The 21,857-nt window shown below is 65.1% G+C and carries 20 protein-coding genes; 12 read left to right on the top strand and 8 right to left on the bottom strand.

What is annotated here, in order from left to right; translation table 11 throughout:
* Window positions 1-17 precede the first annotated feature (17 nt).
* From miaA to dnaA, 3 genes are all read right to left on the bottom strand, one after another.
* Complete coding sequence (gene miaA / locus ACTOZL_RS04635; protein ID WP_482476945.1) at window positions 18-959, bottom strand: tRNA (adenosine(37)-N6)-dimethylallyltransferase MiaA; 942 nt, start codon at window positions 957-959, stop codon at window positions 18-20.
* 84 nt (window positions 960-1,043) lie between these two features.
* The gene (mutL, locus tag ACTOZL_RS04630) at window positions 1,044-3,023 is read right to left on the bottom strand and encodes a DNA mismatch repair endonuclease MutL (RefSeq protein WP_482476943.1); all 1,980 of its coding nucleotides are present in this window, start codon (window positions 3,021-3,023) and stop codon (window positions 1,044-1,046) included.
* An 18-nt stretch (window positions 3,024-3,041) separates the two neighbouring features.
* On the bottom strand, window positions 3,042-4,358 hold the full coding sequence (dnaA, locus tag ACTOZL_RS04625) for a chromosomal replication initiator protein DnaA (protein ID WP_482476942.1): 1,317 nt from the start codon (window positions 4,356-4,358) through the stop codon (window positions 3,042-3,044).
* A gap of 280 nt (window positions 4,359-4,638) precedes the next feature.
* On the opposite strand from dnaA, the gene rpmH reads away from it, so the two are divergent.
* The 8 genes from rpmH to ACTOZL_RS04585 all read left to right on the top strand — a co-directional run bounded on the left by rpmH (window position 4,639) and on the right by ACTOZL_RS04585 (window position 10,913).
* The gene (gene rpmH / locus ACTOZL_RS04620) at window positions 4,639-4,773 is read left to right on the top strand and encodes a 50S ribosomal protein L34 (protein ID WP_482476940.1); all 135 of its coding nucleotides are present in this window, start codon (window positions 4,639-4,641) and stop codon (window positions 4,771-4,773) included.
* Window positions 4,774-4,903: 130 nt separating this feature from the next.
* Window positions 4,904-5,281, top strand: a complete 378-nt coding sequence (rnpA, locus tag ACTOZL_RS04615) for a ribonuclease P protein component (RefSeq protein ID WP_482476938.1) — start codon at window positions 4,904-4,906, stop codon at window positions 5,279-5,281.
* Window positions 5,278-5,496, top strand: a complete 219-nt coding sequence (yidD, locus tag ACTOZL_RS04610) for a membrane protein insertion efficiency factor YidD (RefSeq protein WP_482476937.1) — start codon at window positions 5,278-5,280, stop codon at window positions 5,494-5,496. Before rnpA ends, yidD begins: the two co-directional genes overlap by 4 nt.
* A gap of 58 nt (window positions 5,497-5,554) precedes the next feature.
* Window positions 5,555-6,865 (top strand): YidC/Oxa1 family membrane protein insertase, encoded by a 1,311-nt coding sequence (locus tag ACTOZL_RS04605; protein WP_482476936.1) that lies wholly within the window; start codon window positions 5,555-5,557, stop codon window positions 6,863-6,865.
* Between the two features lie 14 nt (window positions 6,866-6,879).
* Window positions 6,880-7,770: an RNA-binding cell elongation regulator Jag/EloR gene (jag, locus tag ACTOZL_RS04600; RefSeq protein ID WP_482476934.1), complete on the top strand. Its 891-nt coding sequence runs from the start codon at window positions 6,880-6,882 to the stop codon at window positions 7,768-7,770.
* A gap of 266 nt (window positions 7,771-8,036) precedes the next feature.
* Window positions 8,037-8,984, top strand: a complete 948-nt coding sequence (locus tag ACTOZL_RS04595; protein ID WP_482476932.1) for an alpha/beta hydrolase — start codon at window positions 8,037-8,039, stop codon at window positions 8,982-8,984.
* A complete protein-coding gene (locus ACTOZL_RS04590; RefSeq protein WP_482476931.1) occupies window positions 8,981-9,709 on the top strand; it encodes a hypothetical protein in 729 nt (242 codons plus the stop codon). Before ACTOZL_RS04595 ends, ACTOZL_RS04590 begins: the two co-directional genes overlap by 4 nt.
* Before the next feature lie 58 nt (window positions 9,710-9,767).
* Window positions 9,768-10,913, top strand: a complete 1,146-nt coding sequence (locus ACTOZL_RS04585; protein ID WP_482476930.1) for a PSP1 domain-containing protein — start codon at window positions 9,768-9,770, stop codon at window positions 10,911-10,913.
* Window positions 10,914-11,005: 92 nt separating this feature from the next.
* On the opposite strand, the gene ACTOZL_RS04580 is transcribed toward ACTOZL_RS04585, so the two are convergent.
* From ACTOZL_RS04580 to ACTOZL_RS04570, 3 genes are all read right to left on the bottom strand, one after another.
* Window positions 11,006-11,881, bottom strand: a complete 876-nt coding sequence (locus ACTOZL_RS04580; protein ID WP_482476929.1) for a GNAT family N-acetyltransferase — start codon at window positions 11,879-11,881, stop codon at window positions 11,006-11,008.
* Window positions 11,882-11,960: 79 nt separating this feature from the next.
* The gene (locus ACTOZL_RS04575; protein ID WP_482476928.1) at window positions 11,961-12,872 is read right to left on the bottom strand and encodes a DUF2156 domain-containing protein; all 912 of its coding nucleotides are present in this window, start codon (window positions 12,870-12,872) and stop codon (window positions 11,961-11,963) included.
* Window positions 12,873-12,893: 21 nt separating this feature from the next.
* A complete protein-coding gene (locus tag ACTOZL_RS04570; RefSeq protein ID WP_482476927.1) occupies window positions 12,894-14,036 on the bottom strand; it encodes a DEAD/DEAH box helicase in 1,143 nt (380 codons plus the stop codon).
* 168 nt (window positions 14,037-14,204) lie between these two features.
* Here ACTOZL_RS04570 and rlmB point away from each other — a divergent pair, with 168 nt between their 5' ends.
* The 3 genes from rlmB (at window position 14,205) to lexA (ending at window position 18,233) form a co-directional block, all read left to right on the top strand.
* Window positions 14,205-14,963: a 23S rRNA (guanosine(2251)-2'-O)-methyltransferase RlmB gene (rlmB, locus tag ACTOZL_RS04565; protein ID WP_482476926.1), complete on the top strand. Its 759-nt coding sequence runs from the start codon at window positions 14,205-14,207 to the stop codon at window positions 14,961-14,963.
* Window positions 14,964-14,985: 22 nt separating this feature from the next.
* Window positions 14,986-17,457, top strand: a complete 2,472-nt coding sequence (locus ACTOZL_RS04560; RefSeq protein WP_482476925.1) for a hypothetical protein — start codon at window positions 14,986-14,988, stop codon at window positions 17,455-17,457.
* Between the two features lie 182 nt (window positions 17,458-17,639).
* Window positions 17,640-18,233, top strand: coding sequence for a transcriptional repressor LexA (gene lexA, locus ACTOZL_RS04555; protein WP_482476924.1), 594 nt, complete (start codon window positions 17,640-17,642; stop codon window positions 18,231-18,233).
* 82 nt (window positions 18,234-18,315) lie between these two features.
* Here lexA and ACTOZL_RS04550 read toward each other — a convergent pair whose 3' ends face one another.
* Both ACTOZL_RS04550 and ACTOZL_RS04545 read right to left on the bottom strand, forming a co-directional pair.
* Window positions 18,316-19,197, bottom strand: a complete 882-nt coding sequence (locus ACTOZL_RS04550) for a MaoC/PaaZ C-terminal domain-containing protein (RefSeq protein ID WP_482476923.1) — start codon at window positions 19,195-19,197, stop codon at window positions 18,316-18,318.
* A gap of 13 nt (window positions 19,198-19,210) precedes the next feature.
* Window positions 19,211-20,059, bottom strand: coding sequence for a patatin-like phospholipase family protein (locus tag ACTOZL_RS04545; RefSeq protein ID WP_482476922.1), 849 nt, complete (start codon window positions 20,057-20,059; stop codon window positions 19,211-19,213).
* 254 nt (window positions 20,060-20,313) lie between these two features.
* Here ACTOZL_RS04545 and ACTOZL_RS04540 point away from each other — a divergent pair, with 254 nt between their 5' ends.
* Window positions 20,314-21,834, top strand: a complete 1,521-nt coding sequence (locus tag ACTOZL_RS04540) for a YifB family Mg chelatase-like AAA ATPase (protein WP_482476921.1) — start codon at window positions 20,314-20,316, stop codon at window positions 21,832-21,834.
* Window positions 21,835-21,857: the final 23 nt, after the last annotated feature.

Below are 21,857 nucleotides of genomic sequence, written 5' to 3'. Positions count from 1 at the left end.
TTTTCTTTGGGATGCGTCTATCCTACCCCTTTTTCCCTGACGAAATCGGTCGAATCTTGGAGGAGGGCGGGAAAATTGGGTATTTTTTCCAAATAAAACCACTTGCCGCCCTGGTTCCGGCGAAACCAGCTCAGCTGGCGCTTGGCGTATTGCCGGGAGCGCAGCTTCACCAGGGCCACCGCGTCCTCTAGGGGGCACTGCCCCGCCAGGGCGGGGAGGAGCTCCTTGTAGCCGATGGCCTGCATGGCGGTGGCGTCCTGGGGGACCCGGTTGGCCAGGAGGGCCTTGGCCTCGTCCAGCAGCCCCCGGGCCATCATCTCGTCCACCCGCTGGTCGATGCGGGCATAGAGGTCTTGGCGCTCCCGGTAGTTGAGCAGGAGGGTCACCGCCTGGTAGCGGGGGGGCACGGCCTGGGTGCGCTGGTTGTGCTGGGAGATGGTCTCCCCGGTGTCGTACCAGACTTCCAGGGCCCGGAGGATGCGCTTTTCGTCGTTGGGGTGGACCCGGGCTGCCGCCGCCGGGTCGATGCCTTGGAGCTCAGCCCAAAGGGCCTGCAAGCCCTCCTGGGCGGCCCGGGCCTGTAGCCGGGCCCGGCTGTTTCCCGGGGGCTTGGGGGAGAAGTCCCGGCCGGAGAGGAGGCTGTCAATATACAGCCCTGTGCCCCCCACCAGGATGGGCTGCTTCCCCCGGCGGAGGATGTCCTCCAGGCAGCGCCCGGCCTCCTCCACATAGCGCCCCACGCTGTAGGGCTCCCTGGGGTCGGCCACCGCCAGCATATGGTGGGGGATGCCCCCCATCTCCTCCGGGGTGGGCTGCGCCGTGCCGATGGCCATGCCCCGGTAGAGCTGCATGGAGTCGGCGGAGACCACTTCCCCGTGGAAGCGCTGGGCCAGGGCCACCCCCAGCTTGGTTTTCCCTGTGGCGGTGGGGCCGCAGACCACGATAATTGGGGGGGCCATGGCAGAGCTCCTTTCTATTCCAGAAAATGTAGCAGAAAAATGCAGATGAGACATGACGAAAAAAAGAATAAATTGTGAACGGCGTTATGTCCGCTTGAATTGCCGCTCCAACTCCCCCTTGCCCAGCCGGATGGCCACGGGCCTGCCGTGGGGGCAGTATTTCACCTGGCCGCTGACCACCGCCTGGGCCACCACCCGGAGCTCTTCCGGGCTGTTGCGCTGGCCGCCCTTGATGGCGGCCTTGCAGGCCATGGTGTGGAGGACGGCGTCCCGGGCGGCGGCGGGGTCCGCCCCGGCGCCGCTGAGAAGCTGCTCCGCCAGCTCCCCCAGGGTGCCCTCCACCTGGCCGGGGCTGAGATAGTCCGGGATTTCCCGGATGACCAGGGAATCCCCCCCAAAGGGGGCGCAGGCAAAGCCGAAGCTGGACAGCAAATCCTGCTGTTCCAGCAGCACCGCCGCCTCCTGGGGGGGCGGGGTGAGGACCAGGGGTTCCAGCAGGGCCTGGGACATGGGGGTGTAGCCCTGGGCCTTCATGCGGTCGAAGTTCAGCCGTTCATGGGCGGCGTGCTTGTCGATGAAGAGGACCTCGCCGTCCAGCTCCACAATGAGGTAGGTTTGCAGGACCTCCCCGGCCAATCGCCAGGGGGCGGGCTCTGGGGTGGGGGGGTCCTGGGCGCTTTGGTCCCCAGGGGGGGCCTCCGGCAGGGGTTCCACCACCGGCTCTGGCGGGGGGACGGGAAGGCGTTCCTGGATGGGGGGGCCTGCCTCTTCCGCCGGTTCCGCCTGTTTGGGGGCCGGTGGGGATTGGGGGCTGGAATGCTCCGGCTTGGGCTGTGCCCCCTGCGCCGGGGATGCCTTGGGAGCCGGGGCTTCCCCGGCGGGTTCCCTCCCTTGTGCCGGTTCCGGCGGGGCGGGGGGCAGGTCTGCCTTGGCCTCCGGCCGCAGGAGATCGACGGTGGGCGTCCGAACCAGGGGGGCCGGGGTGGGGGTCAGGGTTTGGACGGCCTGCGCCGGGCGGGAAGTGCCTGCGGGCTTGGCGGCCTTGGGGGCGGAAAAGCTGGCGGTGGGGTGGGGGGTGTCGCCGCTGAGGGCGGAGAGGACGGCATAGTAAAGGCCCTGAAAGACCTTGTTTTCAAAGAGGAATTTTACCTCCGTCTTGGCGGGGTGGACGTTCACATCCACCTCGTTGGGCTTTACCGTCAGGTGGAGGACGCAGCCGGGGAATTTCCCCACCATCTTCTGGTTTTCATAGGCCCGTTCCAGGGCGGCCATCAGGAGCTTGGACTTCACCTGGCGGCCGTTGACGAAGAAGTGTTGATAGTTCCGGTTCCCCCGGCAGCAGGCGGGGAGGGAGACGAAGCCCTCCACAGTGACCCCTTCCCCCTCCCCCTTCACAGGGAGGAAGCCCAGGGCCAGGTCCCGGCCCAGGACGGCATAGAGGGCGGAGCGGATTTGCCCGTCCCCGGGGGTGATGAACTCCTGCTTTCCCTCCCGGAGGAATTTGACCGTGACCTCCGGGTGGGACAGGGCCAAGCGCTGGACCAGGGTGTGTACCGCGGCCCCTTCGGAGGCGTCCCGCTTCACGAATTTCAGCCGGGCGGGGGTGTTGAAAAACAGGTCCCGCACCACCAGGGTGGTGCCGGGGGGGCAGCCAGCCTGCTCCTGGGAGAGGACTTGCCCCCCCTCCAAGACCAGGCTGGTGCCCAGGGTGGCCCCTTGGGGGCAGGTGAACAGCTCCACCCGGGCCACGGCGGCGATGGCCGCCAGGGCTTCCCCCCGGAAGCCCAAGGTGCCGATGGCCTCCAAGTCCTGGGCGGCGCGCAGCTTACTGGTGGCGTGGCGCAGGAAGGCGGTTTGGCATTGGCCCTCGGGGATGCCGCAGCCGTTGTCCGTCACCCGGATCAGGGCCATGCCCCCCCGCTGGATTTCCACGGTGAGGCTGGTAGCCCCGGCGTCGATGGCGTTTTCACACAGCTCCTTCACCACCGAGGCGGGGCGCTCTACCACTTCCCCGGCGGCGATGAGGTCCGCCACATGGGGGTCTAATACCTGGATGTCTGCCATGGGCGTGCCTCCGATCTGTTAGCCGTAGCGGTCGTTGATGTTGGTTCGGATGTCCTTGATGATCTCCGCCGTGGCGGGGTCTTCCTTGCATTTTTTCTCCACCCGGCGGATGGAGTTGATGACGGTGGAGTGGTCCCGGCCTTGGAACTCCTTGCCGATGTCCGTGAGGGAGAGCTTGGTCATCTCCCGGATCAGGTACATGGCGATGTGCCGGGGGAAGGTGGTGTCCTTGGCCCGGGCCTGGCCCCGGAGGGCCGTCTCGGTCATGTTGAAGAACTTGCTCACCTCGTCGATGATCACGTCGGGGGTGGGGAGGATGTCCGTGGTGTCCTTGAGCATGTCCCGCACCGCCCGGGTCACGGAGGTGGCGTCCACCTTGCTGTCCAGCAGGTCCCGGTAGGCCAGGATTTTGTTCACGGTGCCCTCGATCTGCCGCACGTTGGCGGTGATGTTCTCCGCCACATATTGCAAAACCTCTTCCGGCAGCTCCACCCCCATGCGGATGGACTTGTTCTTGATGATGGCCATACGGGTTTCGTAGTCCGGGGGCTGGATGTCCGCCAGCAGGCCCCATTCAAAGCGGGTTTTCAAGCGGTCCTCTAGGCGCAGCATCTCCTTGGGGGGACGGTCGGCGGTAAAGACGATCTGCTTTTTTTCCTCAAAGAGGGTGTTGAAGGTGTGGAACATCTCCTCTTGGGTGGAGTCCCGGCCGGCGATGAACTGCACGTCGTCCATGAGGAACACGTCCGCCGAGCGGTACTTGTTCCGGAACTCCTGGTTCTTGCCCTTCTGGATGGCCCGGATGAGCTCGTTGGTGAAGGCGTCCCCCCGGATGTAGACGATGCGGTAGTCGGGGTGGGCGTTGTGGATGGCGTGGGCGATGGCGTAGAGCAGGTGGGTTTTGCCCAAGCCGGACTCCCCGTGGATGAACAGGGGGTTATAGCTCTCCCCGGGCTTTTGGGACACCGCCAGGGCGGCGGCGTGGGCGAACTTGTTGGAGCTGCCCACCACGAAGCGCTCGAAGGTGTAGTCCTCCGTGCCGGGGAGGAAGCGGGAGGAGGAGTCCTTGTGGGTGTACTTCTCCCGCTGCCCTTCCCCCAGGATCAGCACGTCCATCTCCGAGGCGAAGAGCTCATAGAGCGCCTTTTGGATGTCGGGCACATAGCGGTTTTGCACGATGTTTTGGATGATAGGGGAGGGGATGTACAGCACGAAGCGGGTCTCTTCCAGAGCCACAGGCTCCACTTCGGAAAACCAGGTGTTCACGGCGGTCTCCGTGAGGTGGTTGCGTAACATATCCAGGATTTTTTCCCATACTCCGATGGCGGGATTCATATACTTGCTCTCCTTTGGCCCCTGGGCCTCTTTTTTCTGCCACAATTCTATTGAGTAGTTCAGTATACCAGATTTTTCGCGGTATAGCAAGGTATTTGGCGGGGTTGTCTTGGGGCACCCGCCCCCATCGCAAATTTTCTCTTGACATAGCGCCCCCCCTTCCCTTATAATAGCGTTCATGTAATTGCGCATTTCTTTTGACAACCGCGGCCGGGCTGCCCTCGGCCGTTGTGGTGGGCGGGCCTGTCCCGCTGGAAATAGATACAGGAGGTGTATCGGAATGGTTCGTACCTATCAGCCCAAAAAGCGTCAGCGCTCCAAGGAGCACGGCTTCCGCAAGCGGATGCACACTGCCAATGGCCGCAAGGTCCTGGCCCGTCGCCGCGCCAAAGGCCGTGCCCGCCTGACCCACTGATGCCAGGGCAATCGCATATCGACAGATCACCAGAAAGGGCGGGGAAACAGCTTCCACCGCCCTTATTGGCTTGGCGGGAAACCCGCCGCCGGTATGCCCTTGCCCGCCGTACTCCCAGGGGAGAAACACCGTGAAGTATACCGTCTCCTTAAAAGAAAACAGGCTCTTCCGCCGGCTCTACGCCCGTGGCCGCAGCGCCGTGGCCCCCACCATGGTCCTCTATTGCCGCCCCAACGGCAGGGGGGAAAACCGCCTGGGGCTCACCACCGGCACCAAGCTGGGCAATGCCGTGGTGCGCAACAAGGTCCGCCGCCGCCTGCGGGCCATCTACCGCACCCACGAGGCCCTGCTGCGCCCGGGCTTCGACATCGTCATTGTGGCCCGGATGCAGGCGGTGCAGCGGCCCTATGCCCAGATGGAGGAGCAGTTCCTGCGCCTGGCCAAAAAGCTGCGCCTGACCCGGGAGGAGACGGGGGGCAAGGCCCCCAAAAAGGAGGGCGCCCCATGAAAGCCCTGCTCCTGGCCCTGATCCGCTTCTACCAGCGCGGCATCTCCCCTCTGCGCCCCCCTTGCTGCCGCTTCATCCCCACCTGCTCCGCCTACGCCCTGGAGGCCATTGAAAAATACGGGGCCTTAAAAGGCGGGTGGCTGGCTTTGCGGCGCATCCTGCGCTGCCACCCCTTCCACAAACAGGACAGCATCGCCTACGACCCTGTGCCCTGAGGGGGCGGCGCGCCTGCCCGGTTCGCCGGGACCCAAGAAACTTGGAGGCAATGATTCCATGACCATGATTCTCACCCCATTCGCCAAGCTGATCCTGTGGTTCTACGAGATCACCGGCAGCTACGCCATCGCCCTGGTCCTCTTCGGCCTGGTGGTGCGTATGATCCTCTTCCCCGTCTTTCTGAAAGGGCGCAAGAGTATGCTGGCCATGAGCGGCCTGGCGGAAAAGCAAAAGGTCCTGCAACAAAAGTACATGCGCGATAGACAGCGCTACAGCATCGAGCTGCAAAAGCTCTACGAGGAGGAGGGGGTCAAGCCCTCCGGGGGCTGCCTGTGGTCGTTCCTGCCCATGCCCTTCCTCATGCTGCTCTACCTGGTCATCCGCCGCCCCCTGACCTACCTGATGGGGATGTCGGAGGATATGTTCAACTCCGTGTCCAACCTGCTCTATGGCGAGGTGCTGGACTACAAGAACCAGCAGCTGCAAATGGCCCAGGATGTGTTCTTGAACCACGACCGCATCACCTCCGCCGTGCCGGAGCTGTCGGATATGCCCATGATCGACTTCTCCTTCCTGGGCGCAAACCTCAGCAGCACCCCTCATTTCATGTTCTGGAAACAGGAGGACCTGCTGCCAGCCTTTGTGCTGTTCATGATCCCCGTGGTCTCCGCGGTGCTGAACATCGTCACCACCCGGGTGTCCACCAGCGTCAACGCCAAGATCACCGGGGCCAGCCGCACCATGGACCAGAACACCAAAATGACCATGTTCATGATGCCCCTGTTCTCCCTGTGGATCTGCTTCACCCTCCCCGCCGCCCTGGGCATCTACTGGATTGCCAACAGCGTCTTTGCTATCCTCCAGGAGTACATGAACATCCCCTTCCTGCGCAAGCACCAGAAGAAGCTGGAAGAGGACAAGGTCAAGCGGAGGGAAGAGGAAAAGGAACGGGTCAAGCAGGAGAAGAAGGCCCAGGCCGAGGCCAAGAAAAAGGCCGCCGAGGAGATGCGCCGCATCCAGATGGAGCGCAAGGTCAACAAGAGCCTTGCCGCCGCCAGCCGGGTGGGCATGCGCACCTATGCCCGCGGCCGCAGCTATGACCCCGACCGCTACCCCAGCTACCCCTATCGGGAGATCGCCGAGATCGTCCAGGAGCAGGAGGCGCAGCGGGAGCGTATGATGGCGGAAAAGGCCGCCGGGAAGGGCAAGAAGGACGCCGCCATGCCGCCCCCACCTGCCGCCCCCGCCGATCCCGCCCCCGTGGACACCGCCCCGGCGGAGGAGGAGGCCATCCCGGCACCCCTGACCACCCAGGAGCTGGAGGCCCAGACCTTGGAGAATATCCAGGCTGAACAGGAAGAAGAATAAGGAGAGATGGCCTTATGTTGAAATGGATAGAAGCCACCGGCAAGAACGAAGATGCCGCCATCCAAAACGCCCTGGAACAACTGGGGCTGGACCGGGACAGTGTTTCCGTGGAGGTCTTGGAGCGGGCCAAGAGCGGCTTTTTTGGCCTTGGCGGCAACCCCGCTAAGGTGAAAGTGACCTACGAGGCCCCCGACGAAGCCCCCCCGGCCCAGGAACCCGTCCCCCAGCCTGCCCCTGCCGCCCCCCAGCCGGAGACACCCGCCGCCCCCAAACGGCGGGCCCCCAAGGGCAGCCGCCAGCCGGAGCAAGAGGCCCAGACAGCGCCCCCCGCCGAAAAACCCGTCCCGGAAGCCCCCCCGGCACCCCACCCCGCTGAGGAAGCTGCCCCAGAGGCCGCCCAACCCGCCGCTGCCATCCAGGACCCCCCGTTGGAGGGGGCAGAGCTGGAACAGCGGGTCCAGGGCTTCCTTCTGGGCTTGCTGGAACACATGGGCGTCAGCGCCCAGGTGAAGGTCCAGCCCCAGGGAGAGCGGGGGGTGCAGGTTACCCTGGAAGGGGAAAAGCTGGGCTCCCTCATCGGCCACCGGGGGGATACCCTGGACGCCATCCAGCAGCTGACCAACTACGCCGTGAACCGGGGCCGCAGCCACCGGGTGCGCATCCACGTGGACGCGGAGAACTACCGGGCCCGGCGGGAGGAATCCCTCCAACGCCTGGCCACCAAGGTGGCAGGGAAGGTGGTCAAATACCGCCGCAACATCACCTTAGAGCCCATGAACGCCTACGAGCGCCACGTAATCCACGAGACCTTGCAGGACTACCCCGACATCGTCACCTATTCCACCGGCGCAGAACCCAACCGCCGCACAGTTATCGCATTCTCCCGTGGAAAACATGCCTATTAAGATGAATGTAGATTAAAGTTTTCGTCCACCTTTTTCAGTCGAAGCGCGAAGCCGTCATGAGCAGCGGGCTAAGCCCCGGAGCGCAGGCGAAGCCCAAGGAGGGGCCATAGGCCCCGGATGGGTTCGCCGGAGTCGGAGGGGCTTAGAACCGCGTCGCGAATAGGCGTAGCGTGACACCAAAAGGTGGCAGGGTGCAGGGGCAGCGCCCCTGCCGGGTTTGGGCGGAGCCCAACCTAACCGTCGTTTGAACGAAGGAGATGACCCACATGTCTGATCTGCGCCCGCGCATCCACCCCCAGCTGCAAGCCTGGTACGACGCCTCCCCTGGCTTCGACTTCGACCACTTGGAGGACTTCGTGGCCCGCTGCAACGCCCAAGAGCTGGAAAACCTCAAGGAGGACCCCGCCGTCAGCGTCCGGGACCAGAGGATCCCCGGCCCGGAAGGGGCCCCGGAGGTGAAATTGCGCATCTATGAGCCCAAAGAGCGCCCCGGTGACACCCTCCCCGGCCTGCTGTTCTTCCACGGGGGTGGCTTCCTCTTTGGCAGCGTCTACCGCCAGGAGGCTCTGTGCCAGCGCTATGTGAAAAACGTGGGCTGTGTGGTGATCTCTGTGGAGTACCGCCTCTCCCCCAAGTGGACCGCCCCCGCCGCCCTGCTGGACTGCTACGAAGCCCTGCTGTGGGTCCACGCCCACGGCCAGGCGCTGGGGGTGGACCCGGAACGGCTGGCGGTGTCCGGCCTCTCCGCCGGGGGGAACCTGGCGGCGGCGGTGGCCCTGTACGCCCGGGATAAGAAGGGCCCCGCCCTCTGCCTGCAAATGCCCCTGTACGCGGAGCTGGATTACCGTTTGGATACCCCCTCCGCCCAGGAGATCACCGACAAAAAGGTCTGGTGCCTGGACAACTGCCAAGTATCCTGGGAGAAGCTCCTGGGGCCGGGGGGGCTGCCCAGCCAGTATGTCTCCCCCGCCTTGGCCAAGGACCTGACGGGCCTGCCCCCCCTCTTCTCCTATATCGGCCAGTTGGACCCAGGCCGGGACGAGAACATCCAGTATTGGAGCCGGCTGATGGCGGCGGGGGTCCCCGTGGAGTACCACGTATTCCCTGGCTGCTACCACTGCTTTGAGCTCAGCGTCCCCGACGCGGACCCCAGCCAAGTGGCCTATGCTCTGAGCTACGCCGCCCTGCGGCGGGCCTTCGGGGCCCAGCCATGACCCCCCTGGAACAGCGCATGGCCCGGCGGAGGCTGAGCCATGCCTACCTGGTCACCGGGGAGGCACGGGAGGCCCTGGCGGGGCAGTTGGCCGCCGCCTGGGTCTGTACCGGGGCCACGCCCCCCTGCGGGGGCTGTTCCGGCTGCCGGAAAGCCGCCCAGGGCATCCACCCGGATATCATCCTGGCAGACCCGGAAGGGGAGGGGCTCAAGGCGGAGCAGGTCCGGGCCCTGCGGTCCGACGCCTATATCCGCCCCAACGAGGCCCCCGCCAAGGTGTATGTCCTCCCCCACGCCCATTTGCTCAACCCCACAGGGCAGAATATCCTCCTAAAGCTGGTGGAGGAGGGGCCGGCCTACGCCCGCTTCCTCTTCCTGACCCCCAACCCGGACCTGTTGCTGCCCACCATCCGCTCCCGCTGCGAGACCCTCCGGGCCGGGGGGGAGGCGGAGGCGGAGGCCAGCGCCCAGGGGGCCGTGTTGGCCTCCTGCTTTATGGGGGCGGCCTCCACCCTGGAAGCCCTGCCCTTCCTGGTCTCCTTGGAGAAGAAGAGCCGGGAAGAGCTGGCCCTGCTCCTGGAGGAGGCCCACAACCGCCTGGTGGAGGAGGCCAGCCGCCAGCCCAAGCTGCTGGAAGCGGTGGACCGCCTGGAACCCATCCGGGCCGCCAGTGCCTTCAACATCAGCCCCGGCCATCTGGCGGGGTGGATCATGGCGGTGTTATAGCCGCCGCAGTTGAAAAGAAGCCATCGGGTCTTTTCAACCTAAGGAGTAACTAAATTTTATGGAAATCATCAGCGTTCGCTTCCGCAGTGAAGGGAAGCAATACTATTTTGACCCCCAGGGTGCCACCTACCGGCCAGGGGACGGGGTGATGGTGGAAACTGCCGCCGGCATGGAGTATGCCACCTGCGTCCGGGGGAACTTTGAGCACCCCACGGAAACCCTGGTCAACCCCCTGCGCCCGGTGCTGCGCCTGGCCAACCAGGCGGACCTGCTCATCGTGGAGCGCAACCGGGAGAAGGAGAAGTACGCCTTCCGGGTCTGCCAGGAAAAGATTTTGGAACACAAGCTGGAAATGAAGCTGGTGGGGGTGGAGTGCGCCTTTGAGGGCACGAAAATCCTCTTCTTCTTCACCTCCGAGGGGCGGGTGGACTTCCGGGGCCTGGTGAAGAGCCTGGCCGCCGTGTTCCACACCCGCATTGAGCTGCGGCAGATTGGCATCCGGGACGAGGCCAAGCTCCTGGGGGGGCTGGGTGTGTGCGGCCGCCCCTTCTGCTGCGCCTCCTTTTTGAAGGACTTCCAGCCGGTGTCCATCAAGATGGCGAAAACCCAGAACCTGTCCCTGAATCCCACCAAAATTTCCGGCACCTGTGGCCGTTTGATGTGCTGCCTGAACTATGAGCAGCATGCCTATGAGGATTTGGCCAAAACCTGTCCCCGGGCGGATTCCTTCGTGGAGACCCCCGACGGGGCGGGGACCATCATCAGCGTCAACACCCTCCGGGAGACCTGCCGGGTCCGCCTGGACAGCGCCCCGGACAGCCTGAGCACCTATCACAACAGTGAGCTGCGGGTTGTCCGCAACGGCAAGGGCAAGCGCCCCGAGGGCTACGTGGAGCCCCCCAAGGCAGAGCTGGAAAAGCTCCGCCGGCCCCCCGACCCGGGGACAGAGCCCAGCACCAGCCAGTTGGCCTCTGCCCTGGACCAGTATATGTCTACCTACCAGGCACTTGAGGAGGCAGGCAGCCCTGCCCAGCCTGCTGGCACCCACGAGCGTGGGGGCGAGGGCAACCGCCGCCGCCACCACCGCAGCAGCCGCAGCCGCGGCGGCAAGGGAGACAAGCCACCAGAGCGCCGGGACGGCAAGAAAGGCCGTTCCCATTGGCGCCGCCGGGGCGGCGGACGGCGAAAGCCGCCTATGGACTGAGCCGCCGCCCCATATATAGAGAGAGAAAAGGCACGGGACCGCCCCAGCGTAAGCTGGTGGCGGTCCCGTGTCGTTTTTCATAGGCTTACAAATCAATCAAAGGCCAGACCCAAGTACCCCTCCTGCTTGTGGTACTTGGCTTTCAGCTCCTGGTCATACCAGGTAATCATGCCGAAGGGCTGGACATAGCTGCCGTTGATGCCGTCCCAGAAGGCTGGGGTGCGGATGTGGTAGCGGATGGCGTCCAGCTCCTGGCTGATGACCTCCACCGCCTGGAGCATCTTCTCCTGGGGGAGCATCAGCTCCTTCACCAAAAGGCGGCGCTGCTGGACATACTCAATGGCCGCACAGCCCACCGTGTCCCCAAACTCCAGCTTGAACAGGTCGCCGCCGAAGAGGTGGCTGCCAATCTGCTGGAACTGGACCATGTGGTCGGTGTAGGTCATGTGGAAGGTGCCTTTCAAATAAGTCTCCCGAATCTCATTGTACTCCTTGGGGGAGATGGGGGCCATGGTGCCGCCGCCGGTGTTCCCGGTGAGGTTGGAGGTGAGTACCTCCACCTTCCGGGTGGCGAAGCACTCCTGCATCCCGATGGCCTCGAAGAAGCGGTGGAGGGAGGGGGAGGCGGGCACCAGGACCATGGCCTTCATGCCCTTTTCCTTTAGGTATTGGTCGCCGTAGCTGAGGAGCTGCCGGGCGTGGCCCTTCCCCTGGACGTAGGGGTTGGTGGCCAGGGCGTAGACGTAGCCCACGGGGACTTCTGTGCCGTCGGGGAAGGCCAGGGTGCTGGGGAGCATGGCGGCCATGGAGTTGATTTCCCCGTCCTCGTCCACCACCAGGACTTGATCCGGGGTGCAGAATTTTTGGTAGAATACGTCGATATAGGCGCTGGCGTCCCCGAAACACTTTTTCCAGAGCTCTTTTTGCAGGGGGACGTCTGCCTGGGTGGAGCTGCGAATGGTTATCATAGAGCATACCTCCTATAGATATACAAAATATACAATCATAGTGGAGAATCCATGAGATACAGCGGGTTTCCCGCTGTGCTTATTGTTCCACCGCGTAAATTTTTTCCCCCATCAAGTCTGGGTAGTAGGACTGTTTTGCTTTGCGCAGGCCGGGCAGGCCCATGTCCTCCTCCCGGTTGAGGTAGCGGATGTCGGGGTAGTGTTCCCGGACCCAGCGGGCGAAGGAGCGGGTGACGGCGGGGTAGGCCCCCTGGATATCCTCCCGGGCCCGTTCAAAGCTCACGTCGAACACCGTGGGGCTCAGGGGCGCCCCCAGGGTGAAGCCCAAAAGCTGGTCCTGCCAGCGCAGGACCAAGCCGTGGATGCCCAGCAGGGCCCGGTCTTGGAGGGCCCGCTGCAGGGCCCGGTGCTCCCGGTCTAAGGAGCGCAGGCCCTGGGCGGTCTCCCGCTCCTTGGCGGCCTTCAGCCAGTTCCGGTCCAGCGCCTGGCACAGGGGGAGGTCCGCGTCGGTCATGGGGGCCCAGGTCCAGCCGGGGCAGTTCTCGTCCAGGCGGTGGATGTGGTTGCGCTTGGCGTGGAGCTTCTTCCCCGGCAGCTGCGCCAGGCGCTGGACCTCATAGAGGTAGTCAAAGCCGTCCCGCAGGGGCTGGAAGGAGAAGCGGCCGGGGTAGTGTTCTTCCAGGCAGGCCTGGTGCTCCGCCGTCAGGGAGGCCAAACGCAGGGGTTCGTCCAGACGGTGGGCGTCTTGGAGGATGGCGTCCAGGGCGGGGCGGGGGTCCCCCCGGCCGGCAGGCCAGAGATAGACCGTCCCCTGGCTGTTGTGCAGGCGCACCAGCAGGCGCTGTTCCAGGGGGGCAATCTCGGTGGAATAGGCGTCCCGCCAGCAGCACAGCAGGGGGAAGCTGTAGTCGCACAGGGGCAGCCCCTCCGCCATCAGCAGGGGCTGGGCCCAACCGCGCTGGGCGGGGGTGGGTGCTTGAAAGCGTATCATAATCGTTGCAACCGGTTCCTCTTATAGTGTAATGGGTTTGATTTCGTACTTGTTGTTCCGGGCAATCTCGTCCAGGCGGATTTCCTCGGTGATGGAGGAGAGGAGGTTGTAAGCCGCCCCCTGGTGCTTGGCCCGGCCGGTGCGGCCGATGCGGTGGACATAGTATTCCCCCTCTTCGGGGATGTCATAGTTGATCACTGCGTCCACATCGTCGATGTCCAGGCCCCGGGCGGCCACGTCGGTGGCCACCAGCACCCGCAGCTCCCCCTTGCGGAAGGCGGTGAGCACCTGCTCCCGGACCTTCTGCCCCAGGTCCCCGTGGATGCACTGGGCGGAGATCTGCCGCATGCGCAACAGGCCGGTGATGCGGTCGGTGTTGTTCTTGGTGTTGCAGAACACAATCACCCGGTCCAGCTTTTGGGTTTCCAGGATGGTGGTGAGCAGGTCCACCTTGCCCCCCAGGTCCACTTTTAGGCGGTACTGGCTGATTTTGGGGCGGTTCTCTTGGAGGGGGCGCACCACGATTTCCACAGGGTCGCGCTGGTAGACCCAGGAGATATCCATGACCTCCCGGGAGATGGTGGCGGAGAACATCCCCAGGTTCCGGCGGTTGGGGATTTGCTTGAGGATGTGGGTGACATCCTTGATGAAGCCCATGTCCAGCATCCGGTCGGCCTCGTCCAGCACCACGGTTTCCACCTTATGCAGGCGCACGGTGCGGCGCTTCATGTGGTCCATCAGCCGCCCCGGGGTGGCCACCACGATTTGCGGGCGTTTTTTCAAGAGGTTGATCTGCCGTTCAATGGGCTGCCCGCCGTAGAGGCAGGCCACCCGGATGCCGGGGAGGAAGGCGCACAGCTGGCGCAGCTCGTCCTGAATCTGCATGGCCAGCTCCCGGGTGGGGGCTAGGATCAGGCCGGTGACGTCCAGGCCCTGGGGGTTGGTGTGCTCCACCATGGGGATGCCAAAGGCAAAGGTCTTGCCGGAGCCGGTGGGGGCCTTGGCAATGACGTCCTTCCAGTCCTTGAAGCAGGGGATGGCCCCGGCCTGGACCGGGGTGGCCAGGGTGAAGCCCTTTTCATCCAGGGCCCGCAGCAGGCCAGGGGAGAGGTTCATTTCGCTGTATCGTAAATCGAGTTCCACTGTGGTGCCGTTGATTTCCATGCAAATAACGTCCTTTTTTCCATTTTCTCTATCTTACCACAAGCGGGTGGGGGAATCAAGCTCTGGGTTTGAGAGAGTGAAAACGGTAACAAAAAGTACTTTTTCTTCCCGTGGCTTTATGGTATAATGTACTTTCAAAATTTATAGATATAGGAACGAAGCATTGTGATGAAAGAGAACCTTCCAGCGTCCGCCCCCGATGGGATCATCGAGGGCCGCAACGCCGTCACCGAGGCCCTGCGGGCGGGGACGGCCATAGATAAGATATACCTGCTCAAAGGCGAGGGGGACAGCGCCCTGGGCCACATTGCCTCCGCCGCCCGGGAGCGGGGGATTGTGGTGTCCCACGCCGACCGGCGCAAGCTGGACGCCATGAGCCGCACCCATGCCCACCAGGGGGTCATTGCCGTGGCGGCGGTGCGGGAATACGCCAGTGTGGAGGACATCCTGGCCGCCGCCAAGGCCAAGGGGGAGGCCCCCCTGGTGGTGATCTGCGACGAGCTCACCGACCCCCACAACCTGGGGGCGGTGATCCGCACCGCCGAGTGTGCCGGGGCCCACGGGGTGGTCATTCCCAAGCGCCGCTCCGCGGGGCTCACCGCGGTGGTGGCCAAGACCTCCGCCGGGGCGGTGAGCCACCTGCCGGTGGCCCGGGTGGCCAACCTGGCCTCCCTGTTGGAGCGCTTGAAGAAGGAGGGGCTGTGGATTTTCGGCGCCGCCGCCGAGGCTGCCACCCCCCTGTATGACGCGGACTTGAAAGGCCCTGCCGCCATTGTCATTGGCTCCGAGGGCAGCGGCATGAGCCGCCTGGTGGCGGAGCGCTGCGACGTGCTGGTGAGCATTCCCCTGCGGGGGAAGCTGAACTCCCTCAATGCCAGCGCGGCGGCGGCGGTGCTGCTTTACGAAGCCGTGCGGCAGCGGCTGTGACTTTGATTGATGAGGCTATCCTATGGCAGATGATAACTACAGCTTAAAGGACATACTGTGGGAGTATTCCGACTTCCCCCCCCCAGGCAAAGGCCCTGCCCCCCTGGCGCCCCAGGCGCCGGAGCTGTCGGTGGCCAAGCCCCCGGCGGAGAAGGCCCCGGCGGCCCAGCCTCCAAAGGGGGAGGCCTCCCAGCCCGAGGGGCAGGCCATGGAGGCCACCCGGCGCTTTACCCCTGGCTCCAAGCCCCCAGCGGGGAGCCCCCCACCAGTCCAGGCCCCACCCCCCGCGCCGCCTCAGGCCACCCCCCAGGCAGGGGCTGCCTCCCAGGCAGGGGCCGCCTCCCAGGCCACCGTACCGGCCCAAGGGGGGCCCGTGGTGGAGGAGATTGCCAAGACAGTCCAGGCGGCGCAGCAGCAGGCCCCTGCGGCCCCCCAAGGGGGGGGCCAGCCCAGCGCTGCCCCGGGGCCGTCCCAGGCTGCCCCGGAAAGCGGCCCAGAGGAGGGGGATACCTCCCCTGCCCCGCCAGAGGCAGAAGCCCCGGCGGAGGGGGCCGCCCCCCAGCAGGAGGAGGGGCAGGCAGCCCCGGCATCCAACGCCCCCCAGGACAGCGACGAGGAGGATGAGGAGGAGGAAGGGGAACCCCAAGAAGTCCCCACCTCTGACGGGCCGGACTTGTTGGTCTTTGGCGAGAAGGAGCCGGGGGAGGCCGGGCAGGTCCAGGGCCCGCCACCGCCTAAGGCGTCCCCGCCGCCAGAGGGGGGCGAAACCGCCCAGGCCGAGGGGGCGGAGGCCGGACGTAAATTCCACTTCCCCTGGGAGCGCCAGGCCAAGGCCCCCGTGGAGCCGCCGCCAGACGCCCCCCCAGGGCAGTTGGCCAAGGAGTATGAGGAGGTGTTGGGGGGCTTGCAGCCCCGCTGCATCTTCTCCATGGTGGTGGCGGTGGTGCTGCTGGCCATCACTTACACCAAGGTCAGCGGCCTGTTCCCCATGTTAAACGGCCTGATCCCGGACAAGCTGCTCTTGCCGGTGGGGCTGGTGCTCTTTGGGGTGTGCGCTGTGCTGGCCTTAGAGGTGTTGGAGGAGGGTGTGATGCACCTGATCCACCTGCGGCCCAATGAGGACAGCCTGGCGCTGTTTGCCACCCTCTTTACCGTGGTGGACACCGCCACCATGATGACCATGGAGTTCCGGCCCTTTACGGTGCCGTTTTTGGCCCCCTGCGCCCTGGTGCTGGCCTTCCACCTGTTGGGGCATTATTTCACCATCTCCACCCGCTGGGAGGCCTGCAAGACAGCCGCCACCGTGGCCCAACCCTACGTGGTCACCAAGGACCCGGAAATCTACGGCAGCCAGAGCGCGTTTCGCAAGTGGATTGGCACCCCCGCTGGCTTCGGCAGCCAAATCCGCAGCACCAGCCAGGGGGCCCTGCGCTTCCAGCGGCTGACCATTGTGCTGCTGGCGGCCTGCCTGGGCTTAGGCCTGCTGACCACCGTGGCCCACCACCAGCCCAAGCTGGTGTTCTGGTCCCTGTCGGCCCTGTTCACCGCCGCCGCCACCCTGGGGGCGCCTATGATGCTGAGCTTGCCGGCAAAGCTCCTGAGCAAGAAGCTCTCCCGCCTGGGGGTGGCCCTGGCAGGCTGGCCTGGGATCGACAACAGCCGGGGCTGCCGCACCGCCGCCCTGGGGGACTACGACCTCTACCCCCCTGGTTCCGTGGTCATCACCAAGGCCACCCCCCTGGGGGCCTTCTCTGCCGAGCGGGTGGTGTCCCTGGCCGCCTCGGTGGTTCGGGTGTCCGCCTCCGGGCTGGCCTACCCCTTCGACCGCCTCCTTCAGGAATACCACGGCAACTACTCCGCCGTGGAACGGCTGCTGATGCAGCCCGGGGGCCTGGCGGGGCAGATCGGCGGGCTGCAGGTCCACGTGGGCAACAGCGGCTTTATGAGCCGCCTGGGCCACACCATCCCCCCGGAGATCAAGGCCAAGGACGCCATTTTCTGTGCCGTGGACGGGGACTTAGCCGGGGCCTTTACCCTGCGCTATACCCTCCATCCCACCATCCTACCCGCCCTGCGGGCCATGTTTGCCCATCGGCTCAACCCCCTGCTGGTGACCCGGGACTTCAACCTCAGCCCCCACCGGCTGCGGCTGAGTGGGCAGCTCCCGGCCAATAAAATCAACTTCCCGGACCTGCAAAAGCGCTTCCTGCTCTCTGGCCCCAACCAGAAGCACGACAACACCTTGGTGGCGGTGCTGTGCCGGGAGGGCTTGCCGCCCTTCTCCGATGCCCTCATCAGCGCCCGCCGCATCCGGAGGGCCCACTGGCTGAACACCATCCTGGTGTGTGCCAGCGCCTGCGTGGGGGTGTTCCTCACCGCCACCCTGTCCAGCGGCGGGGCCACCGTGGCCCTCACCGCCTGGACCCTGTCTATGTACCTGCTGCTGTGGTTCGTGCCGCTGCTGTTCCTGTCCCTCTGGGTGACGCAGTATTGAAGGGCAAGATGGAGGACGGCGTTTTTTCCAGAACCCCAGTAATACAAAGAAAAATCCAGGCCCAAAAACAACCCCCGGTCCCAAAGACCGGGGGTTGTTTGACGAACATCTGTTTGATTTCCTAGGAAAAGTGTGGTATACTACGGGCAAAGCAAACGCCGTTCCCCAAGGAGGGTGAGAGCATGGACAGACTGACCCCCAAACAGCAGGCGCTGTGTGACTTCCTGCGCCAGTTCACCCAGGAGCGGGGCTATCCCCCCACTGTCCGGGAGATCGGGGAGCACCTGGGCTTGCGTTCCACTTCCAGCGTCCACTTCCACCTGAAAAAGCTCCTGGACGCGGGCATTGTCTACATGGAGCCGGGAAAGACCCGCTCCATCACCCTGGTGGAGGAGGCCTTGCCCCCAGAGGGGCAGATCCCCCTGCTGGGCAACGTAGCCGCCGGGTCCCCCATCCTGGCGGAGGAGTGCATTGAGGAATACATCCCCTTTGACACCGGGGGCCGCCCAGAGGAGTATTTTGCCCTGCGGGTGCGGGGGGAGTCCATGCTGGGGGCAGGGATTTTACCCGGGGACCTGGTGGTGGTTCACAGCCAACAGGAGGCTCGCCGGGGGGAGATCGTGGTGGCCCTCTTCGAGGACGAGGCCACAGTCAAGACCCTGTCCTACCGGGACGGCGGCCTCTGGCTGCTGCCGGAGAACCCGGACTACGAGCCCATCGACGGCCGGATGGCCCAGATCATCGGGAAGGTGGTGGGGTTGGTACGGCGGTATTGAATGGGCGCCTTTTGTGTCCCGCTGGGGACAGATAGTATAAAGCTGGGAACCTGGCAACAGGCTCCCAGCTTTTTTCATGGGCTCAGACCCGCCAGTCCAGCTCCCCCCGGTCCAGGATGGCCTTGCCGCTGTCCCGGTTGAGGAGCCGGAAGGCGGCTTTTCCCGCGTCCAGCGTCCAAAGCTGCAGCTGGATGGGGGTGTCGGGGTAGAGGACGGTTTTCATGGCGGCGTACATCCGCGTGAGGCGCTCCGGCTGACCGGGGAAGAGGGTTTCCACCGCCAGGCGGCAGGCGAAACCAAAGGCGCACAGGTCATGGACCACCGGCCCCGCTAAGCCCTGGCGCTGGATGGTGTCCCGGTCGATGTGGACCAGGTTGGTGTCCCCGGTGAGGCGGTAGAGCAGGTGCTGGTTGCCGGCGATCTGGCCGTCGGCGGTGAAGTCCGGGGTCCGGTCAGGGATGCGGCTCTCCCGCCGGGGCAGGGGTTCCCCGCCGTAGCCCCCCAGGGAGGGGAAGAGGGTGGCGCAGCGGTTGGTACACAGCAGGTTGCCCCCCTCGTCAAAGACCTCCACCTGGGAGCGGGCCACCATACCCCGGCCTTCCCCCCGGTCGAAGAGGTGGGTGAGCACGTCCCGGGAGAGGAAGCTGCCCTTCATCGGCGGGATGGGGCGGTGGTAGAGGAATTCATAGTCGTAGTTCACAAAGGGCCGCTCCGGTTGGAGCTTGTCCGTGAGGATGGCGGGGATGGACCAGGGGCGCGGGGGCTTGGGGCTGACGTTGAGGGTGCTCCAATAGGGGGTAACCCCAAAGGTGGGGATGCACTGCAAGTCCTTTTCGTAGGTGTACTGGGGTTCCTCCCAGCCTGCCCCCACCGCCAGGGCGTAGAGGACGGCATCCCGCCAGGTGTAGGCCATGGTCCGCCAGCCGGTGGACAGGCCGATGAGATCGTTGTATTGTGTCGACATAAACTAGCTCCTTTTACTGTTCCAAATAGGCCCGCAGCGCGTCCAGCCGCTTTTCCATCACCCGCCGCCCCATGTCGTACACCGCCTGGATTTTCTCCCGGTTATGCTCCACCTTGCCGATGTCCAAGGGGGCCTCCGGCCGGAGGACGAACAGCTCCCCCCGGCGCTCTTTCTCCCGGATGTAGGCGGTGGTCTCGTTGTAGCGCTGGTGGCGGCGGGCCATGGTGTCCAGCAGCTTGGGGTACTTGCGCAGGGCCAGGCGCATCAGGGGCAGGGCGGAATTTTTCTCCTTCACGAAGCCCAGGGGCTGGGTGAGGATGACCACATTCCGGTCATAGCCCAAGGACTCCATCTTTTGGATGGGGATGGAGTCCGCCATGCCCCCGTCCAGCAGGCGCAGGCCCCCCACCTCCACCACCCGGGCAGCCAGGGGCATGGAGGCGGAGGCCCGGAACCACTGCAAGTCCTCCTCCCCGCCCTCTAGGCAGTTGCGGTACACCGCCTGCCCGGTCTCCACGTCGGCGGCTACCACGTAGAAGTCCATGGGGGAGGCCCGGTAGGCCGCCCGGTCGAAGGGGTCCAGCTTGTTGGGGATCTCCCGGTAGCAAAATTCCCCCCCGTAGAGGTCCCCGGTTTTCAGGAAGGAGCGGAAGCTGCAATAGCGGGGGTCCTGGCAAAAGCGCAGGTTATACCGCAGCACCCGCCCCGGCTGGTTGGATTTGTAGTTGCAGCCAAACACCGCCCCGGCGGAGACCCCCATGATCCCGTCAAAGGAGATGCCCCGCTCCATCATCACATCCATCGCCCCGGCGGAGAACATCCCCCGCATGGCGCCGCCTTCTAACACCAGACCACGCTTCATTGCCAGTCCCTCCTCTGTGGGATTTTTGTACTATCCTACCACCTCATGGGCAATTTGTAAAGCTGAGAAAAGCGGGGCTTGCGGAAGGGCGGAGGCATCGGGTATAATGGGGGCAGAGGAGGGGGACGAAAGGGCTGGCTCGCCATGGAGCCGGCCCTTTTTCTGCCTGGGGGCGGGAAAACTTTCCCCTTTGCCTTGCCACACAGCCCGATTTGTGGCATGATAGAACAAACCACAAGAGGGGAGGGCGTACCATGCTCCACAAGATTCGCTCCCTGGGCCTCCAGGGCATCTATGGCTACGAGGTCACCGCCGAATGCGACCTGGCCGGGGGCCTGCCCAACTTCGACATTGTAGGCCTGCCGGACGCGGCGGTGAAGGAGGCCAGGGAACGGGTGCGCTCGGCCATCAAGAACAGCGGCTTCAGCTTCCCCGTGGGGCGGATTACGGTAAACCTGGCCCCGGCCAACCTGCGCAAATCCGGCACGGTGTATGACCTGCCCATCCTGGTGGGCATCCTCTCTGCCAGTGGGCAGCTGTGTTGGGAGGACCCGGACTGTGCCTTTGTGGGGGAACTCTCCCTGGGGGGCGCCCTGCGCCCGGTGGTGGGGATGCTGCCCATGGCCCTGGCGGCCAAGGCGGCGGGGGTGAAGCGGCTGTATGTGCCCCAGAGCAGCGCGGCGGAGGCCACCATCGCCGGAGAGCTAGCGGTCTACCCGGTGGAAACCGTGGCGCAGCTGGCCGCCCATCTGGCTGGGGAGGCCCCCATTTCCCCCGCGCCCCCCTGGCAGGGGACAGCGGCGGAGCAGCCCCTGCCGGACTTTTCCGAGGTCCGGGGCCAGGAGCAGGTGAAGCGGGCCCTGGAAATCGCCGCCGCCGGGGGGCATAACGTGGCCATGATTGGCCCGCCGGGCTCTGGGAAAAGCATGTTGGCCCGGCGTTTGCCCTCCATCCTGCCGCCCCTGAACCGGCGGGAGGCGTTGGAGGCCACCCAGGTCCACTCTGTCATGGGCCTGACCTCCCAGGAGCGGCCCTTACTTACCGCCCGGCCCTTCCGTGCCCCCCACCACACCATTTCCTCCGCGGGGATGGCCGGGGGTGGGAACCCCTACCCCAAGCCGGGGGAAATCTCCCTGGCCCATCACGGGGTTCTCTTTTTGGACGAGCTGCCGGAGTTCCACAAGGACGTGCTGGAGGTGCTCCGCCAGCCCATGGAGGAGGGGGCCATCTCCGTGGTCCGTTCCGCCGGGACGGAGCGCTACCCCAGCCGCTTCATGCTGGTGTGCGCCATGAACCCCTGTAAGTGCGGCTGGTATGGCCATCCCTCGGGACGCTGCCGCTGCTCGCCGGGGGAGGTTAAAAAATACCTGGGCAAGCTCTCCGGCCCCCTGCTGGACCGCATCGACCTCTTTGCGCAGGTGCCCCCCTTGGAGTTCGCCAACCTGGCCGACCGCAGCCCTGGGGAGTCCTCCGCCGCTGTGGGGGCCCGGGTGGCGGCGGCCAGGGGACGGCAGGCCGCCCGCTTCGGCCCCGACGGCCCCGCCTGCAACGCGGAGATGGGCCAGGAGGCGCTCCGGCAGTTCTGCGCCCTGGACCAGGCGGGGCAGGCTGTGATGAAGGGGGCCTATACCCACATGGGCCTCACCGCCCGGAGCTATGACCGCATCCTCCGGGTGGCCCGGACCATCGCCGACCTGGACGGGGCCCAGGCCATCCAGGCCGCCCACCTGGCGGAGGCCATCCAATATCGGGAATCAGAGTATTTCCAGCGGTAATCGCTCAGTGCGTGGAAAAAGGC

This window comes from Evtepia sp. (assembly GCF_056797215.1).
Note: the sequence above shows the minus strand (reverse complement) of the source record. Positions and strands in the feature narration are given on the sequence as shown.

Bases quoted from the DNA above. Each gene is read 5' to 3' on its own strand.
- rpmH (WP_482476940.1), top strand. From the start codon at position 4,639: ATGGTTCGTACCTATCAGCCCAAAAAGCGTCAGCGCTCCAAGGAGCAC.
- mutL (WP_482476943.1), bottom strand. From the start codon at position 3,023: ATGGCAGACATCCAGGTATTAGACCCCCATGTGGCGGACCTCATCGCC.
- dnaA (WP_482476942.1), bottom strand. From the start codon at position 4,358: ATGAATCCCGCCATCGGAGTATGGGAAAAAATCCTGGATATGTTACGC.
- ACTOZL_RS04550 (WP_482476923.1), bottom strand. From the start codon at position 19,197: ATGTCGACACAATACAACGATCTCATCGGCCTGTCCACCGGCTGGCGG.
- ACTOZL_RS04545 (WP_482476922.1), bottom strand. From the start codon at position 20,059: ATGAAGCGTGGTCTGGTGTTAGAAGGCGGCGCCATGCGGGGGATGTTC.
- jag (WP_482476934.1), top strand. From the start codon at position 6,880: ATGTTGAAATGGATAGAAGCCACCGGCAAGAACGAAGATGCCGCCATC.
- lexA (WP_482476924.1), top strand. From the start codon at position 17,640: ATGGACAGACTGACCCCCAAACAGCAGGCGCTGTGTGACTTCCTGCGC.
- ACTOZL_RS04590 (WP_482476931.1), top strand. From the start codon at position 8,981: ATGACCCCCCTGGAACAGCGCATGGCCCGGCGGAGGCTGAGCCATGCC.
- ACTOZL_RS04570 (WP_482476927.1), bottom strand. From the start codon at position 14,036: ATGGAAATCAACGGCACCACAGTGGAACTCGATTTACGATACAGCGAA.
- ACTOZL_RS04580 (WP_482476929.1), bottom strand. From the start codon at position 11,881: ATGATAACCATTCGCAGCTCCACCCAGGCAGACGTCCCCCTGCAAAAA.
- yidD (WP_482476937.1), top strand. From the start codon at position 5,278: ATGAAAGCCCTGCTCCTGGCCCTGATCCGCTTCTACCAGCGCGGCATC.
- miaA (WP_482476945.1), bottom strand. From the start codon at position 959: ATGGCCCCCCCAATTATCGTGGTCTGCGGCCCCACCGCCACAGGGAAA.
- ACTOZL_RS04595 (WP_482476932.1), top strand. From the start codon at position 8,037: ATGTCTGATCTGCGCCCGCGCATCCACCCCCAGCTGCAAGCCTGGTAC.
- rlmB (WP_482476926.1), top strand. From the start codon at position 14,205: ATGAAAGAGAACCTTCCAGCGTCCGCCCCCGATGGGATCATCGAGGGC.
- ACTOZL_RS04575 (WP_482476928.1), bottom strand. From the start codon at position 12,872: ATGATACGCTTTCAAGCACCCACCCCCGCCCAGCGCGGTTGGGCCCAG.
- ACTOZL_RS04540 (WP_482476921.1), top strand. From the start codon at position 20,314: ATGCTCCACAAGATTCGCTCCCTGGGCCTCCAGGGCATCTATGGCTAC.
- ACTOZL_RS04560 (WP_482476925.1), top strand. From the start codon at position 14,986: ATGGCAGATGATAACTACAGCTTAAAGGACATACTGTGGGAGTATTCC.
- ACTOZL_RS04605 (WP_482476936.1), top strand. From the start codon at position 5,555: ATGACCATGATTCTCACCCCATTCGCCAAGCTGATCCTGTGGTTCTAC.
- ACTOZL_RS04585 (WP_482476930.1), top strand. From the start codon at position 9,768: ATGGAAATCATCAGCGTTCGCTTCCGCAGTGAAGGGAAGCAATACTAT.